The sequence below is a fragment of the Peribacillus sp. NPDC097264 genome (assembly GCF_050277925.1).
Taxonomy (GTDB): domain Bacteria; phylum Bacillota; class Bacilli; order Bacillales; family DSM-1321; genus Peribacillus.
This window is the reverse complement of the sequence record NZ_JBNNSR010000003.1, coordinates 94,374-109,680: the sequence shown is the minus strand read 5'-3', so window position 1 is coordinate 109,680 and position 15,307 is coordinate 94,374. Positions and strand designations below refer to the sequence as shown.

Sequence of the window (15,307 nt, the reverse complement as noted above, 5' to 3'; positions counted from 1 at the left end):
AGAGGGAACTAATGAAAAAGTCCCCATAACAATCTATTGGAGTGATTCCATGCAAAAATTATTTCAGTCCATCCTACCTATCGCACTTCTTTTAACATTTTTGCCAATTCAACAGCCAGAAGCCGTTTTTGCAGAGGAAGCTCCTAATGCCGATGGTGTCATTGTAAAATATATAGAAACAAATGATGAGCCTATCAGCGAATTAATTGAGGCGGTAGACATCCCTAAAGGGCAAACCACAGAAAAACTAATAGAGAAGCTTGAAGATCAGAAAAAGGTAGAGTATGCAGAGCCAAACTATCTTTTTAGTAAGATGGAAAGTCTGTCTGACCCTATTTTTAAGGATCAATGGCATCATCAAAAAATCGGGACGAAAGCTGCATGGAAAAAGACCATGGGCTCAAAAGAAATGATCGTGGCCATCATTGATGATGGCATTGACCGTAATCATGAAGATTTAAAAGGAAAGATTTATAAAGGTTATGATACCGTGCGTGAGAGAATGAATATCCTGCCCAAAGGAGAACATGGAACGCATGTTGCGGGCATCATTGCCGGCTCTGCTAACAATAAACTAGGAGGTGCAGGTGTGGCCCCTACTATAAAAATTATGCCGATTAACGTTTTTGATGGGAAATATGCAGATACGGTCGATATCATAGAAGCCATCCATTATGCAATAGAAAACGGAGCCGACATAATTAATATGAGTCTAGGAGAGACCTATTATTCAAAAGCGCTAGATAAAGCGGTCCAGGAGGCGTATAAAGAAGGGGTTCTGATTATTGCGGCGGCTGGAAATGAAGGGGATTTGAAAAAGAGCAATAAGCGTGTATACCCTGCCGCCTTCAGCCATGTCATTTCAGTGGGTGCCACCACGTCAAAAGATAAGCGCGCAACTTATTCCAATTACGATTCTTCGGTGGATATTACAGCCCCCGGGGATAAAATCCTTTCAACGTTTCCTTATAATCGATATGCCTTTATGAGCGGAACGTCCATGGCGACACCCGTTGTTACCGGTGTAGCCGCATTGATTTGGTCCAATGAACCGAAACTTTCCCAATTAGCGGTGGAATATCGATTATATGACTCGGCTGTCGATCTAGGCACAAAAGGAAAAGATGTCTATTATGGTAACGGGCGTGTCAATGCAAAAAAGGCACTTGAGATGAAGACCCTCAGTAGACCTTCTGTGACAGGCATCTCAGATAGGGATACAAAGATTAAAGGGACGATACCTAGCCAGTTTACAACCGGAACCGTCTCCATTTATACGAAGAAAATAACACTTGCCACGGTGAAAATCAACGGGGAAAAGACATTTTCAGCGACGGTTGCCAAACAGAAGGCTGGCCAGAAAGTGTATGTACGATTAGTCGATAAAACAGGTAATAAAAGCGTGCCGGTCTTCCTTACCGTTACCGATAAAACCGCACCACCTAAGCCGACAGTAAATGCTGTGGGTGACAATACGACAAAGGTGACGGGGAAAGCGGAAGCGAGTTCCAAAGTGACCGTCCAAACGGGAACCACTACGCTTGGAAAGGCAACCACCAACAGCTCAGGCACATTCACCGTGACGATGACGAAAAAGCAAAAGGCTGGAAAAGTGCTGACTTTAATCGCAACCGATAAAGCAGGAAACAAAAGCCCTGCCAAAAAGGTGACGGTTAAGGATAAAACCGCCCCAAGCATTCCGACAGTCAATAAAGTCACGCCTAAAACAACAAAGGTAACAGGGAAGGCAGAAGCAAGCTCCACCGTATATGTCAAAGCATCGGGAAAAGTCATTGGCTCTGCTAAAGCTTCGAACAAAGACAGCTTCACGGTCAAGATTCCTAAGCAAAGTGCCGGGAAAATCGTGTATGTCTACGCAAAAGACGAGGCAAAGAATGCAAGTAAGTCAAGAAAAGTGACCGTGAAAAAGTAAAATTATAATAGAAAGGAAGCCTCCGAGAATCTTGGAGGTTTTTTTGTACTAAATACCGTGAAATAAGTATATGCATTAGTTGATAACTTGGTAAATTTATAGTTCATGAGTACGGGGAAGAGGGGATGAGTATGAAGCGGATGTTTTCTTTATTGGTTATCATCGCCTTTTGCATCCAAATTGGCGTTGGTAACGGTCCACCTACACTAGCAGCTGAACAAGCCAATCCAACCGCGATTGAAACAGATCGGGTCATTGTCAAGATGAAGCCTACAGCCAAAGAAGGTAGTTTGAAAAAGTACAAGGTGAGCGAGAAAACGATAGATCAACAGGGTCTGTTGAAAACGATGGAAGTCCCGGATGACACAAGCCTAGTTGGTTTTATAAGGAAGCTAGAAAAAGATAAAAATATTGAGTACGTGGAACCAGATCATCTCATTCAATTGATGAAAAGACCGAGTGATCCCCATTATACGAAGCAATATCATCACAAGTTGATCCAAACCGAGAAAGCCTGGGACAAGACGAAGGGCTCGAAAAGTATTATAGTGGCCGTCATTGACAACGGGACAGACCTTAATCATCCCGATTTAAAAGGAAAATTCTTTGCTCCCTATAACATGGTGAACTTTAGCCCCCATTTGCCGGCAGGAGAACATGGAACACATGTGGCCGGAATCATTGCGGCTACGATGAATAATGGAGCTGGCGGAACGGGTGTCGCCCCGAATACTAGAATCATGCCGATTAATATATTTAGGGGAGAATATGGCTATTCCTCTGATCTCATCTATACCATTTATTATGCCGTGGAATATGGGGCCAATATTATCAATATGAGTTTAGGAGGCTTCAATTATTCTTATAGTGAAGATCAAGCCATCCAGTATGCCCATGATATGGGATTGGTCATCGTTGCCGCAGCTGGAAATGAAGATACTTACTGGAACAGTTATCCCGCTTCCTATGAGAACGTCATTTCCGTCAGTGCGACGTCAAAGAAAGATCGAATTGCCGACTATTCCAATTATGGAACCAATATTGATTTGGCTGCCCCTGGTGATTCGATTTATTCAACGCTTCCTTATAAATCGTATGGTTATATGACAGGAACATCGATGGCTGCACCTATCGTCACAGGGGTCGCAGCCTTGGTCTGGGGGAACAAGCCCACCTTGAAGAATACGCAGGTCGAAGAACGCCTATTCAGCACGGCCGATGACCTAGGTAAAAAGGGAAAAGACGATCTTTACGGAAATGGGCGCGTAAATGCCAAAAGGGCCGTGAACTACGTCGCAAAGCCAACCGTTCATACAGTCAAGGACAATGCTAAAACAATTACAGGAAAAGCTGAAAAAGGCTCGACCGTTACAGTTAAAAAAGGAAGCAGCCAGCTGGGAAAAGCAAAAACAAACAGCGCGGGAACATTTAAAATTACGATGAAGACGAAACAAAAAGCAGGAACCAAGCTTTCCTTTACGGCCAAAAGCAAAGCGGGATATTCCAGCAAAGCAAGAACCGTAACTGTGGTCAAAGCGAAAAAATAAACAGAAACAGCCTCCGGAATTAATCGGGGGCTGTTTAATATAAGATGATTAAACATTGTCACTTCATAAATAAAAGGATAACTCAACCACGCAAACAGCAATAATTCAACCATGCAAGGTGAAATAGGCAACTATACTCCTAACAGTCCGGGTAAATTGGACAATAAAAATTAGTTAATAGTGAAAGATTAAATTCAGGGAAATGTAATAGATGGTTTTTTAATGCCATGATATTCAAAAATAACATCAATATTATTGTTATGAAAATCAAAAAATGGTAAATTAAACTAAAATAACGATAAAAAAGACTGCCATGGCAGAGGGATTTTTTAAATACTTGACATTCTCATTTTCAGAGGAGATAGATGGCAGGAAAATCATAATCACCGAAAGTTTAGTTAGGGTAAAGTTCGCCGCTTTCAAAGAGATTTATATAATCGTTTCCGTAATTAACCATACATAAGACCTCTTTGACACTCCCAAATTTTTTTAGAAGTTAACTTTTATTTAATAGATGCTCTCAAAAGTTGAATTAAGATTGAAGGATAAAACTAAAAGAGTTCATGGAAGGACTATCAAATGATAAATCGTAAGTGGGTATTCCCGGCTTTGCTTATTTTATGGGCAATGCTGATTTTCTCCTTTTCCTCACAGACGTATGAAGAACAGAGTCTTGCTTCTTTTTTAGGACGGTTCAATACGCCCTATTGGTATGAATTGCTTGAGGGTATTTCCTTTTTGTATGGTGGTGTTGAGGTGAGTGCTCATACCGCTGGGGTGGATGGTTTTTTCGAGTTTTTCATTCGAAAGGGTGCGCATCTTTTTATCTTTTTTGTATTCGGATTTTTGACATTTGGTGTTTGGCGGGATTTTGTGAAGAATAAGTTTATTAGCCTTTCGGGTGCACTTGTTTGCGTGCTATTTTATGCGAGTGCTGATGAATTGCATCAAAAATTCACCGGTGGGCGAACGCCTTTGATGCAGGATGTTATAATCGATACGTTCGGGGGACTGTTAGGTATTTTGTGTTTTTTTATAGTCAATAGATGGTGGAGGCGCCCAGCACGTAAGAAGTATGTTTAATAAGCATGCTTCTTTTTTTGTCGTTTTTCTCATGGATATAATGTAAGGATAGGATAGCCTTTCTGAAGGTGATGAAGATGAGAAGACAGAATAGGCGTATAGCGGGAATGATGGTTCTTTTTTTAATAATTTTAGCTGCAATTGTCTGTATTTTGTTCCTGTGGCCCAGTGGACCTGAGCGATTAGTGGATGATTTTTATGCGTACGAGAGTGAGGCGGAATTCGGGAAGTCGTGGGATTTATTGAGTGCTGAAATGAAGCTGCGGTTTCCGGATCGTGCGGATTATGTACAGAATCGGGCTCATGTCTTTCTGCAGCATATGGATGTGGAAACCTTTCAGTATGAAGTGGGGCGTTCAAAGAAAGTGAAGGATTGGAGCATGGGGAAAGGTGGTAAGGTCCATAAAAAAGCGTACAGGGTTCCTGTCACACAGGTGTTTGAGTCTCAGTATGGCATATTTACTATCGAGCAGGATTGTTATGTAGTGAAGGAAAAAGGCGAATGGCGTCTGTTTTGGGATTATCGCTTTGAATAGATGCCTCTCCTTTTTCAACATTTCGCTCCTTTTATCGAAAAGGGAGAGGATATTTATAAGGGAATTGACGGATTAAGGTATTAATCATGAAGCATATTTCATTCTAGAGCGATCACTGATGGCCTTTAGAATAAACATTTTGTCTTGTTTGCTTAGCATTGCCCAACTACCTGCCTTGATTTTCATACAATCCACTCCTTTTGTTTTTTTGAACTGTTTAGATTTAAGCATGATAATTCGCATGGCCTTGTGTCTATGAAAGTTGATTCTCGTAATGAAAGGTTCAAGGGGAAGAAGGAATATCTTAGCTCTTAGTTAGATTATACCGTCTTTTCCCCTCTAATAAACAACAAAAATTCCAACAAATCTCTACAATGGGTGTCCGTTTTTTGTCAGAATGTTGGATAGGTAAAATGAAAAAGCTGTCTGGATGCGGTCCAGGCAGCTTCTTCATTTTGCGTTATTTGACGGTTAAATGTTCCTTTAATTCTGTTTGAACCTTTTTTTGTTCTTCTTCCGACACAAGATAGTAGTAGATTCCGTCGATTTTCGTTCCGGTACCGATTATGGATGATTGGGAAATGTCATTGCTTGCGTCCCGATAATTCTTTTGAATGTCCATCATGTCATCAAACGTCAAATTAGTCTGGATATTTTTACTTAGCGCGTCGAATACGTCGCCGTAACTCGTTAAGGTTGATACGCTTGCCCCTTCTTTAATGACAGCTTCGATAATGGCACGCTGTCTGGATTGACGCCCGAAATCACCATTAGGATCTTCGTATCTCATTCTGGCATAGCTCAACGCCTCTTTACCGTTCAGTTCGATCATGCCTTTGTTGAAGGTCGTCCCCTCTTCAGTGAAGTTCAAATCGTTTTGGACGGTGACACCGCCGACTGCGTCCACGATATCTTTAAAGCCTTCCATATTGATCTTCATATAGTAGTCAATCGGAATATCAAGGAAATTCTCGACTGTATCCATCGCCATCTCGGCGCCGCCGAATGCAAAGGCGTGGTTGATCTTATCTTGAGTGCCGTGTCCGACAATTTCTGTACGGGTATCACGCGGGATACTTAGCATTTTCACGGATTTTAGTTCTGGATTGACGGTTAAGACAATCATCGTATCCGAACGGCCTTTGTCGCCATCCCGTTCATCGACACCGAGCATCAGCATGGAAAAAGGCTCCTGATCTGATAGTTCGAGCTTTTCTGTTCGTTTATCTGTATTCCGGTCTATAGGCGTATGCATGGTTTCGACGGTTTTTGTTAAGGAATTCCAAACGGAGAATGCGAATGCTCCCCCGGCTAGTACAAAAAGAAGGACGATGACTCCGACTACTTTGAGCCAAGTTCGTTTCTTTTTCTTCTTTTTATCATGTCTCATGTTTAACTTCCTTCCTCGCTATGTAATCACTTAGTCTATTATAGTAAATTCGAGATTGAAAGAATAGTTTTTTTTTGCTATTTTATAATACCTTTGACATTTTATGGTGTCTTTGTGTACTATTTAACTAACACAGTGGTAAAGGGGATGGGGAAGTGAAAGCATTTAGAGGATTGATGCAAAAGGAGTGGCTGATCGGGAAGTCGGTGCTTCTTTGGTTGCTGCTAGCACAGGCGGGGCTAGTATTTGTTGCCTATTTACTTGCGAAGTATTTCGAAGTGGCTGGTTTGTTTTACATCAGTTCACCGATGGTCATGTTGATGCATCCGCTGATTATGATTTTCCTTATATGTAGTCGTTTGAATGTGGAAGGGAAGGCACAAGTCTGGTTGTATAATCCACAGTCTTCCGGGATGCTACTAGGTAGTAAATTGTTGATCAGTGTACTGTTCCAGGGGATGTCATTGCTGTTTGCCTGCCTGCTCACTTTTGTGACCATGAGGATTCCGACGAGCAATTTTGGTGTGAGTTTTCACACGGAGAGTATGATGTCATTCTATAATTTACTCCAAATGGGTATTTTCTTGATGGCGGTCAGTCTTTTCCTTGCCCTGGTCATGTTATTTTTATGGGTGGTTTACCATGCATTGGCTCGGGTGTCAGCCATTAAACCGTTTCGTTGGCTGATCGTTTCCCTTCTATTTATAGGGATGGTCATGGTGGGGAGCTGGTATGAAAGTACGGCTGTTTATCAACAAATGGATACGGTCTGGGTCGTGGACGTTTTGAGTGACTCTTCATTTACCATGTCGGCTGATAATTTGAAATTTTATCTAAATACGGGAGGCATATCCCTTCTGACAACCGGGTTGGATATCATCACGTTAGTGTTATTATTCCTAGCTTCATGTTGGCTGCTGGACCGAAAGATCGAGGTGTAAGTGTATGACAGAGGAGTTTCATGCGACAAAGCCGATTTATTTACAGGTAGCGGATCGAATTTGTTATTCGATTGTCCGCGGGGAGATAAAAAGTGGTGAAAAGCTACCATCGGTTCGGGAGATGGCTATTCAAACAGGCGTTAATCCAAATACGATACAGCGCACGTATGCTGAGATTGAAAGGGATGGAATTGTGGAGACAAAAAGGGGGCAGGGAACATTCGTTAAAAATGATCCAACCTTGATCGCTTCGTTACGGGTGCGGATCCAAACGGAAATCATGGAAACGTTCGTGGAAAATATGAAAGAGATTGGCTTGTCAAAGCCGGAAATGCTCACGGCGGTACAGGCATTTTTGACAGAACGGGGTGATGTGGAATGATGATTGAAATGCAGGAAGTGACGAAGAAGTATGGAAAAATTGTGGCACTGGATCGTGTTTCACTTTCGTTTGATGTAGGAAAGATTTATGGTGTGTTAGGGGCCAATGGAAGCGGTAAGTCGACCCTGCTCAAACTGATTGCCGGTTTGGTGAAACCGGATCATGGTGAGGTGACGGTCGAGGGAGATAAGGTAAGCAGGAGGATTGCCTCTTGCGTGTCGTATTTGACGGAGTTAGATTTTTTCTACCCCGCGTTTACGGTCGGTCATTATATTGATTTTCATGCTTCGCAGTTTACTGATTTCAATCATAAAAAGGCCATGGAAATGCTGGCATTCATGAAGCTGGATGTTTCAAAGAAAGTCAGTTCTATGTCGAAGGGAAACAGGGGCCGTCTTAAATTGGTGCTGGCGTTGTCACGGGAGGCACCAATCGTATTATTGGATGAACCATTTTCAGGCTTGGATGTGATGGTTCGTGAAGAGATTGTTCGCAGCCTGCTTACGTATATTGATTTTGAAAAACAAACGGTCATCATCACGACGCACGAAATCGATGATATCGAGAAGGTCCTGGATGAAGTGCTATTGATCCAGGATGGGCAAATCATTGCCAAAGAGGAAGTGGAAGGCATCCGTGAAAGAAACGGGGAATCGGTAGTGGGATGGATGAAAGCACATTATAGGTGATTAGTAGGACTCCAAATGAGGATTTGGGGTCTTTTTATTGTAAAAAAGCTTTTGGGTATAATTACCACATAAGAAAATGTTGATAAACTTATGGATTAATAGGAAAATATAACTAATATCATTTAACTACTAATTTACATATGAAGGGAAATGAAACGTGTGCGGAAACAGAGGTATATAAGGTTTTTGATGATGTTTGGTGCTTGCATCTTTATGTTCTCAGTGGCAGGAAAAGCGGATGTACATGCGGCTTCGACCGTGAATCAAGCTAAAACGATTAACGTGAACAAGATGTATAAGGGTTCTTTAGCTAATAAGAAGGAGATTTTGTATAAAGTAATTTTAACTGAGCCGGGAAATGTCACGTTATCGATCAAACGGAATGCCAAGACCTCTTTTGAGGGACATATCCAGAATAGTAAAGGCTACATCTATACGTTCGTTTATACGAAAAGACAGGATGATACATCCGGGTTTGATGAAGTGCAAGTAGGTTTGCCTAAAGGGACGTATTATGTGCGGATCAACAATAGTGGCGGGCAAGGCTCCAAAGCGGATTATCAATTTTCCACGAAATATACAAAAAGCCCGTATTACGAAAAAGAGTCCAATGATAAGGTAGCTACAGCGAATGCCATCAACCTGAATGCCACATATAAAGGGGTCATTAGTCACTCTGATGATCGCGATTTCTTTACATTCATCGTCCCGCAAAATGGGAATGTGACATTGAACATGAAACAAAAACGGGACACGATATGGCGTGGATCTATCCAAGATCGTTCCAATAAAAAGTTGGCAGAATTATATTCGAATGAAAATGGAAGCCTCACAACCTATATGAAAAAAGGGACCTATTACTTCGTGATGGAAAATTATGATGATTCGGTTGATGTTCCTTATGAATTTTCGATTTCGGATAGGACCATACCATTAAAGACCTCCCAAATCAAGGTGACGAACAATACAGGCAAAGTGGATAGTGTAAAGGTAAGCAGCCTGAAAAAAGGTGATGTCGTCACAGTGTATGATGCCAAAAGCAAAGGGAATGTCATAGGGAAAACAACGGCGAAAGGCACTTCAGTGAGCTTTAAGATCAACCAGCTTGGCAAAAAGACAGGGAAGGTCTACGTGACCGTGATGAAATCACCCTTGAGGGAAAGTGATCGTGTCGCCCAAACGTTTAAGGGCGAAACCTCGCCTTCCGTGAAGACAAGCCAGGTCAAGGTGACGAATCATAAGGGAAAAGCCGATACCGTAGTCATCAGTTCCCTTGCCAAAGGCGATGTCGTTAAGGTTTATAAGGCAAAAAGCAAAGGAAATGTGTGGGTGAAAGGGACGTCGAAAGGCAAAAAGCTCACTCTTTCTATAAAGCAGCTCGGTAAGAAGTCGGGCAAAGTATACGTGACGGTAACCAAGTCAGGACAGCAGGAAAGCGGAAGAGTGGCTGTTTCCTATAAAAAAGAAAAATAAGAGGTGACCTCGGATGAAAATCCGGGGTCATTTTTTTTAGGAAGGCTTGTTCTTAGTCATTTTACGTGTACTCTCTCTAGGTAAACGACGATTTACTAGAAAATGGGTGCTTAGAAGAGTCCGCAATAGAAAGAAGGCGCATATATATGCAGTACGGATATCACTAAAGTATAAATAACTATTGGAGGCTAAAGGAAAAATGGCAGAAATAATTAGTTTACCGTACCTTCAAGCTTTGCAGGGGAAATTTGTAAGAGTATTTAAAGGCGGGCCTGATTCAAGAGAAGGCAGGCTGATAGAAGTGAATGATGAGTATATCGTCCTTCTGACTGAAGAGAAGCAACTCGTGTATTATACGATTGCCCAACTGAAAATCGTGGTTGTTAATGCAAAAAAATCTCAAGAGGATTTACTTCCTCCTTTTGATGATGGCTATGCATTTCCGCCAACGTTCGTCGGCTTATTGGAAACATTAGATAACCGATTCGTTCAGGTGAACGGCGGTGGCCCAGCGTCAAAAGTCGGCCAGATCGTCGAGGTAACTACAGAATATATCGTGTTATCGACTAAGAAGGACGGGCTCGTTCTATTCCCGATTGCTCTTATTAAGAGCGTAGCGATTGTGGAGGTTTCCTTCCGTTCCACATGGCCGGAGTTTCCGGATGTTCCTAACGATACCCTGAATGGAGCTCTTACTCAATTGATTTACTCCTGGATTTCTGTTCATGCAGGTGGCCCTGAAAAGGTTGAAGGTGTCTTGATACAAGTCGAAGAAGACTATATTGTTCTCGTCAATAAAGACGAAATATTTTATATCACGATTGATCAAATTCAATCCATTGGACTATTTTTCCCAAGGGGAAATGATGGTGGGGGGAAAGATAAGGACAAAGATAAAGACAAAGAAAGTTCTTCCCATGAGAGTTCCTCGAGAGAAAGTAGCTCTCATGAAAGTTCATCATGCGAAAGCAGTTCCTATGAAAGTTCATCCTCATGTGAAAGTAGCTCTCATGAAAGTTCTTCAAGTGAAAGCAGCTCATATGAGAGTTCATCATCATATGAGAGCAGTAGTTCGTATGAAAGTTCATCATCATGTGAGAGCAGCAGCTCGTTTGAAAGTTCATCCTCATTCGAGAGCAGCAGTTCACCTGAAAGTTCATCCTCATGTGAAAGCAGCAGCTCACCTGAAAGTTCAGATGAATGTAAGAAACGTCGTCGCCGTCATAGAAAGGATAAAAACCGTACGCGTGTCAATACGTTTAAGAAAATCTGGCTTGAGAACCTAATTAAAGTTTCAAAGACAACTCTATAAAGAATCGACCACACAGGTACAGCAACCAATGAAGTTGTTGTGCCTTCTTATTAAAAAGGGACAGGCATATGTGTTGTCCAAAAGGTGATCAAGGGCATGGGCGATTATTGGACTAGACCTAGGGGTGATTCCTATAGCGAATCTCTGAAACAAGTCGGAGTGTCCCAAATTAGGACAGGATTCAAGAACGATTCCTCGCCATAAGGAAGGAAAGGTGGATTATATTTGTTTTCTAAATATATTGGACAGTATATGGAGCTAGAACTCTCAGGAAATATTCTTGTGTTTGGGAATTTAATAGAAGAAAGTACGGATATATTAGTCCTATACACGGGAGAGGTGTACCGTTATGTACCGCAGCGACACATTAAGAATTATTCTTTTCCCATAATAGATGAGGAGATTGAAGGAGGAGAGGACCCGGAAATCAGTGAGACGTCATTTCGTAAGATGCTGATGAATGCGAAAGGGCTCTTTGTTGAGATTTTGCTCACGAAAAACAAACCCATCTATGGATATATCGTGGGTATCATGAATAATTATTTCATTTTTCATTCTCCTGCCTATAAAACGATGTTCATCTCCATGGAGCATGTAAAGTGGCTAACGGTCTGTGATGATGAAAAGGGGCCATACGGATTGAGCAAAAGCGAGCAGCTTCTTCAGGTTTCCAGCCTTAGCTGGGCACGTACTTTGGAGGAACAACTGAAAAAGTTGACCAATAAATTGGTGGTACTCGATTTAGGGCAGCACCCGATGGACATAGGGAGAATCATACAATTGAAGGATGGTCTCATCCATATGATGGATGCTCAAGGCGAAGAGTTTTATGTAAATATGCGGCATGTGAAGAGCTTTCAGTTTCCACAATGAATAACTCCGGATCTACTACGATCCGGAGTTATTTCTTTTTCTCTATATTCTCATAGACCGATGCGAGGGCTTGTTCGAATTTCCCACTCTTTTTCGGTTGATAGTATTTTTTGTTGCGTAGTTTGTTCGGTAGGTACTGTTGTTTCACCCATCCGCTTTCATAATCGTGCGGATAGAGATAGTCGACGCCGCGGCCCAGGTCGGTAGCCCCTTTATAATGGGCATCTTTAAGGTGATCCGGTACATCGCCGCTATGGCCGGCGCGAATATCGGCGAGTGCCGCGTCAATTGCTTTATAGGCGGTATTCGATTTAGGCGATAGACAAAGCTCAATCACCGAATTGCTAAGCGGAATCCGGGCTTCCGGAAAACCGAGACGCTCGGCTGCCTCGACTGCAGAAAGGGCGCGAGGACCAGCTTGAGGGTTCGCCAGGCCAATGTCCTCATACGCGATGACGACCAAGCGACGAGCGATGCTGACAAGGTCGCCGGCTTCTATCAATCGGCCCAAATAATGGAGGGCCGCATTCACGTCGCTGCCACGGATTGATTTTTGGAAGGCGGATAGGACGTCATAATGGGCATCTCCATCCTTGTCATGCGAAAAGCTCTTTTTCTGCATGCACTCTTCGGCAATTTTTACATCGATGACAATCGTTTCGGATTCGTCAGGCTCAGTAGAAATGACCGCGAGCTCTAGAGCGTTAAGGGCGCTGCGGACGTCCCCGTTCGAAGCGGTCGCAAAATGTGCCAGAGCATCGGTGCTGACATCTGTTTGATAGTGACCGAGACCACGTTCCTCATCTTGTAATCCACGTTCGAGGGCTTTGATGATATCAGTGACTTCCAGAGACTTTAGTTCGAAAATCTGGCACCTGCTGCGGATGGCCGGGTTGATTGCGTGATAAGGGTTGCTTGTCGTCGCACCAATCAAGGTGATCATCCCATTTTCAAGGTAGGGAAGGAGGAAATCCTGTTTCGCTTTATCCAGGCGGTGGACCTCATCGAGCAGCAGGATCACTTTGCCGGACATCTTGGCTTCGGCAGCGACGATTTCCATGTCTTTTTTATTATTCGTTACAGCATTCAGTGTCCGGAAGGCAAACTTCGTGCTGCCGGCAATGGCGCTCGCAATGGACGTCTTGCCGATGCCGGGAGGACCGTACAGAATCATCGAAGATAGCTGTTTGGCCTTGACCATCCTCGCGATGATTTTTCCTTCACCGACGAGATGCTCCTGCCCTATGACTTCATCAATCGAACGGGGCCGCATCCGGAAAGCAAGCGGTTTAATATTCATGACGCACCTCTCCTTTTTATATAAGGTATCACAAACAAAGGGGAAAATGCTCAGAATATGCGTTTGGGGAGGGGAATTCGACGGTTGGGCGTAATAATTCAACATTCACGGAATTAATTCAACATTCATGGAAATAATTCAACATTCGTACTATTAATTCAACATAAGGAATCTAAGAGATACATTCTGCCCTTGGTATGTCCAATCTTGTCTAAGTTAAGGGAAAGTAATAAATTCTTTGCACTGGATGATGAGTGAAGTTGGAGGAAGCGACGGCATTCACCGTTGGTAATCGTGGGTTTGATGAGAAATGCATAATCCTGAAGTGCAGAGATATGAGCATCATGAGAAGAGGTCATACATATACGGCATATCCACTTTCTTAATCGTCTCTCCATGGACAAACTGCAACAATGAGGGCAGTAGACACCGGTTTGCAGGGAAGCGGTCGGGATTTTATAGATATCTAAAAGGTTTGGTAGATGAGGTGTATGTTCTTTAATGAATAAAGCGGATAGTTTTTTCAGCGCTTTAGGTGTGAGGATTTTCTCTTTATATTTTTCCTTGAATTCGGCAATATTCAAAAGTAGATAATCTTTACGTATCACTTTTCTGTTCAAAGCTGTATTTGATGCCCTTACTATAGTTGAGGAATTGGCGCTCACGACTAGCGTTTCCACCGGAAGCTTAGTGTATGACTTGGATTTCATCCATGCTAACAGTTGTTGGCGCTGCCGATTCACTTGCAAAATGGGATCGTCAAATGCTTCTGTCTTTCCATCAGATTTTGTACGAATCAGTTGATTGAAAGTCTGGTCAAAATAGATTTCACCTGCAATGTTTTTTACTTCAAGAATGAGGATGAAATAAGAAGTGAGAATGAGGATGTCCATTTGGAAGGGGTAGGGAGGACCAAGGAGGCGAAGGTCGTGAAAGATTAGATACTCTTTTTCAGGAAGTGCTTTTAAAGCAGAAATGACTCGAAGTTCTCCTTTGTAACCTGCCATGTTTCTGTTTAAGTCGGAGGTTAAGATAGGTTGTAATGGATGATTGCTTGGCAAGCGTCTTATAAGTGCTTCAAGCATGCGAGTTTTTATAGGAATCTCGCAATCTTTAATAATGATAGGAATCACGCTCCTTTTGATTTAGAATAAATATTCTATATTTTTGACGAAAAACCTTTTGATTTCCCCGGATTTCGACGGTCATGTTCAATATTTCAACATTCAGCGAATTAATTCAACATTCAAGATGTAAATTCAACATTCACAACGATAATTCAACGCTCACGTCATTTTCCCCACCTCTCCAATTAGAATAATTTGACAAATGGAGGGTGGGTGAATGCATTTCTACTGGGTATATGCTATAATTTCAAGAGAATTTAGTAACGGATTAATAATTTGAGGTGTATATAAATGAAGATATCTACTAAAGGCCGGTATGGCTTAACGATCATGATTGAGCTTGCTAAGCATTATGGTGAAGGTCCGAAGAGTTTGAAGTCGATCGCTCAAACGCATAATTTGTCTGAGCATTATTTGGAGCAGTTGATTGCGCCCCTTCGCAATGCAGGATTGGTGAAGAGTGTTCGTGGTGCATATGGCGGATATGTCTTGTCGAAAGATCCTCATGAGATTACTTCTGGTGATGTGATTCGGGTATTGGAAGGACCGATTACCCCTGTTGAAGGAATTGAGGATGAAGAGCCGGTGAAACGCCAGCTTTGGATTCGGATTCGCGATGCGGTTAAAGAAGTCCTCGATAATACGACGCTTGTGGATTTGGCGAATTACAAGGACAATGGTGAAACAAACGATTATATGTACTATATTTAATTGGGGCTAC

14 protein-coding genes are annotated in these 15,307 nt (G+C 42.4%); 11 read left to right on the top strand and 3 right to left on the bottom strand.

The genetic code is table 11. The features are described from left to right. The first annotated feature begins 49 nt into the window (after nt 1-49). The 4 genes from ACQKL0_RS05845 (at nt 50) to ACQKL0_RS05830 (ending at nt 5,099) form a co-directional block, all read left to right on the top strand. Nucleotides 50-1,933 (top strand): S8 family serine peptidase, encoded by a 1,884-nt coding sequence (locus tag ACQKL0_RS05845; RefSeq protein WP_427686615.1) that lies wholly within the window; start codon nt 50-52, stop codon nt 1,931-1,933. A gap of 131 nt (nt 1,934-2,064) precedes the next feature. After that, nucleotides 2,065-3,480, top strand: a complete 1,416-nt coding sequence (locus tag ACQKL0_RS05840) for a S8 family peptidase (RefSeq protein ID WP_427686613.1) — start codon at nt 2,065-2,067, stop codon at nt 3,478-3,480. Between the two features lie 579 nt (nt 3,481-4,059). Beyond that, on the top strand, nt 4,060-4,563 hold the full coding sequence (locus ACQKL0_RS05835) for a VanZ family protein (protein WP_427686612.1): 504 nt from the start codon (nt 4,060-4,062) through the stop codon (nt 4,561-4,563). Nucleotides 4,564-4,640: 77 nt separating this feature from the next. Beyond that, complete coding sequence (locus ACQKL0_RS05830) at nt 4,641-5,099, top strand: hypothetical protein (protein WP_427686610.1); 459 nt, start codon at nt 4,641-4,643, stop codon at nt 5,097-5,099. 460 nt (nt 5,100-5,559) lie between these two features. Here ACQKL0_RS05830 and ACQKL0_RS05825 read toward each other — a convergent pair whose 3' ends face one another. Continuing rightward, complete coding sequence (locus ACQKL0_RS05825; RefSeq protein WP_427686608.1) at nt 5,560-6,489, bottom strand: LytR family transcriptional regulator; 930 nt, start codon at nt 6,487-6,489, stop codon at nt 5,560-5,562. A 155-nt stretch (nt 6,490-6,644) separates the two neighbouring features. On the opposite strand from ACQKL0_RS05825, the gene ACQKL0_RS05820 reads away from it, so the two are divergent. The 6 genes from ACQKL0_RS05820 to ACQKL0_RS05795 all read left to right on the top strand — a co-directional run bounded on the left by ACQKL0_RS05820 (nt 6,645) and on the right by ACQKL0_RS05795 (nt 12,159). Then, entirely contained in the window at nt 6,645-7,430 is a 786-nt protein-coding gene (locus ACQKL0_RS05820) for a hypothetical protein (protein WP_402986389.1), read from the top strand. A 4-nt stretch (nt 7,431-7,434) separates the two neighbouring features. Then, nucleotides 7,435-7,812 (top strand): GntR family transcriptional regulator, encoded by a 378-nt coding sequence (locus tag ACQKL0_RS05815; protein ID WP_402986387.1) that lies wholly within the window; start codon nt 7,435-7,437, stop codon nt 7,810-7,812. Continuing rightward, complete coding sequence (locus tag ACQKL0_RS05810) at nt 7,812-8,501, top strand: ABC transporter ATP-binding protein (RefSeq protein ID WP_402987339.1); 690 nt, start codon at nt 7,812-7,814, stop codon at nt 8,499-8,501. The genes ACQKL0_RS05815 and ACQKL0_RS05810 overlap by 1 nt, the downstream gene beginning before the upstream one ends. Nucleotides 8,502-8,687: 186 nt before the next feature. Further along, nucleotides 8,688-9,974 (top strand): hypothetical protein, encoded by a 1,287-nt coding sequence (locus tag ACQKL0_RS05805; protein ID WP_427686606.1) that lies wholly within the window; start codon nt 8,688-8,690, stop codon nt 9,972-9,974. 199 nt (nt 9,975-10,173) lie between these two features. Continuing rightward, complete coding sequence (locus tag ACQKL0_RS05800) at nt 10,174-11,286, top strand: DUF6897 domain-containing protein (protein ID WP_427686604.1); 1,113 nt, start codon at nt 10,174-10,176, stop codon at nt 11,284-11,286. A gap of 225 nt (nt 11,287-11,511) precedes the next feature. Beyond that, nucleotides 11,512-12,159 (top strand): DUF2642 domain-containing protein, encoded by a 648-nt coding sequence (locus ACQKL0_RS05795; RefSeq protein ID WP_427686602.1) that lies wholly within the window; start codon nt 11,512-11,514, stop codon nt 12,157-12,159. A gap of 28 nt (nt 12,160-12,187) precedes the next feature. On the opposite strand, the gene ACQKL0_RS05790 is transcribed toward ACQKL0_RS05795, so the two are convergent. Then, a complete protein-coding gene (locus ACQKL0_RS05790; RefSeq protein ID WP_402986376.1) occupies nt 12,188-13,459 on the bottom strand; it encodes a replication-associated recombination protein A in 1,272 nt (423 codons plus the stop codon). Nucleotides 13,460-13,617: 158 nt separating this feature from the next. After that, on the bottom strand, nt 13,618-14,592 hold the full coding sequence (locus ACQKL0_RS05785) for a nuclease-related domain-containing protein (protein WP_427686600.1): 975 nt from the start codon (nt 14,590-14,592) through the stop codon (nt 13,618-13,620). A gap of 285 nt (nt 14,593-14,877) precedes the next feature. On the opposite strand from ACQKL0_RS05785, the gene cymR reads away from it, so the two are divergent. Beyond that, nucleotides 14,878-15,297, top strand: coding sequence for a cysteine metabolism transcriptional regulator CymR (gene cymR, locus ACQKL0_RS05780; protein ID WP_402869723.1), 420 nt, complete (start codon nt 14,878-14,880; stop codon nt 15,295-15,297). The last annotated feature ends 10 nt before the right edge of the window (nt 15,298-15,307 follow it).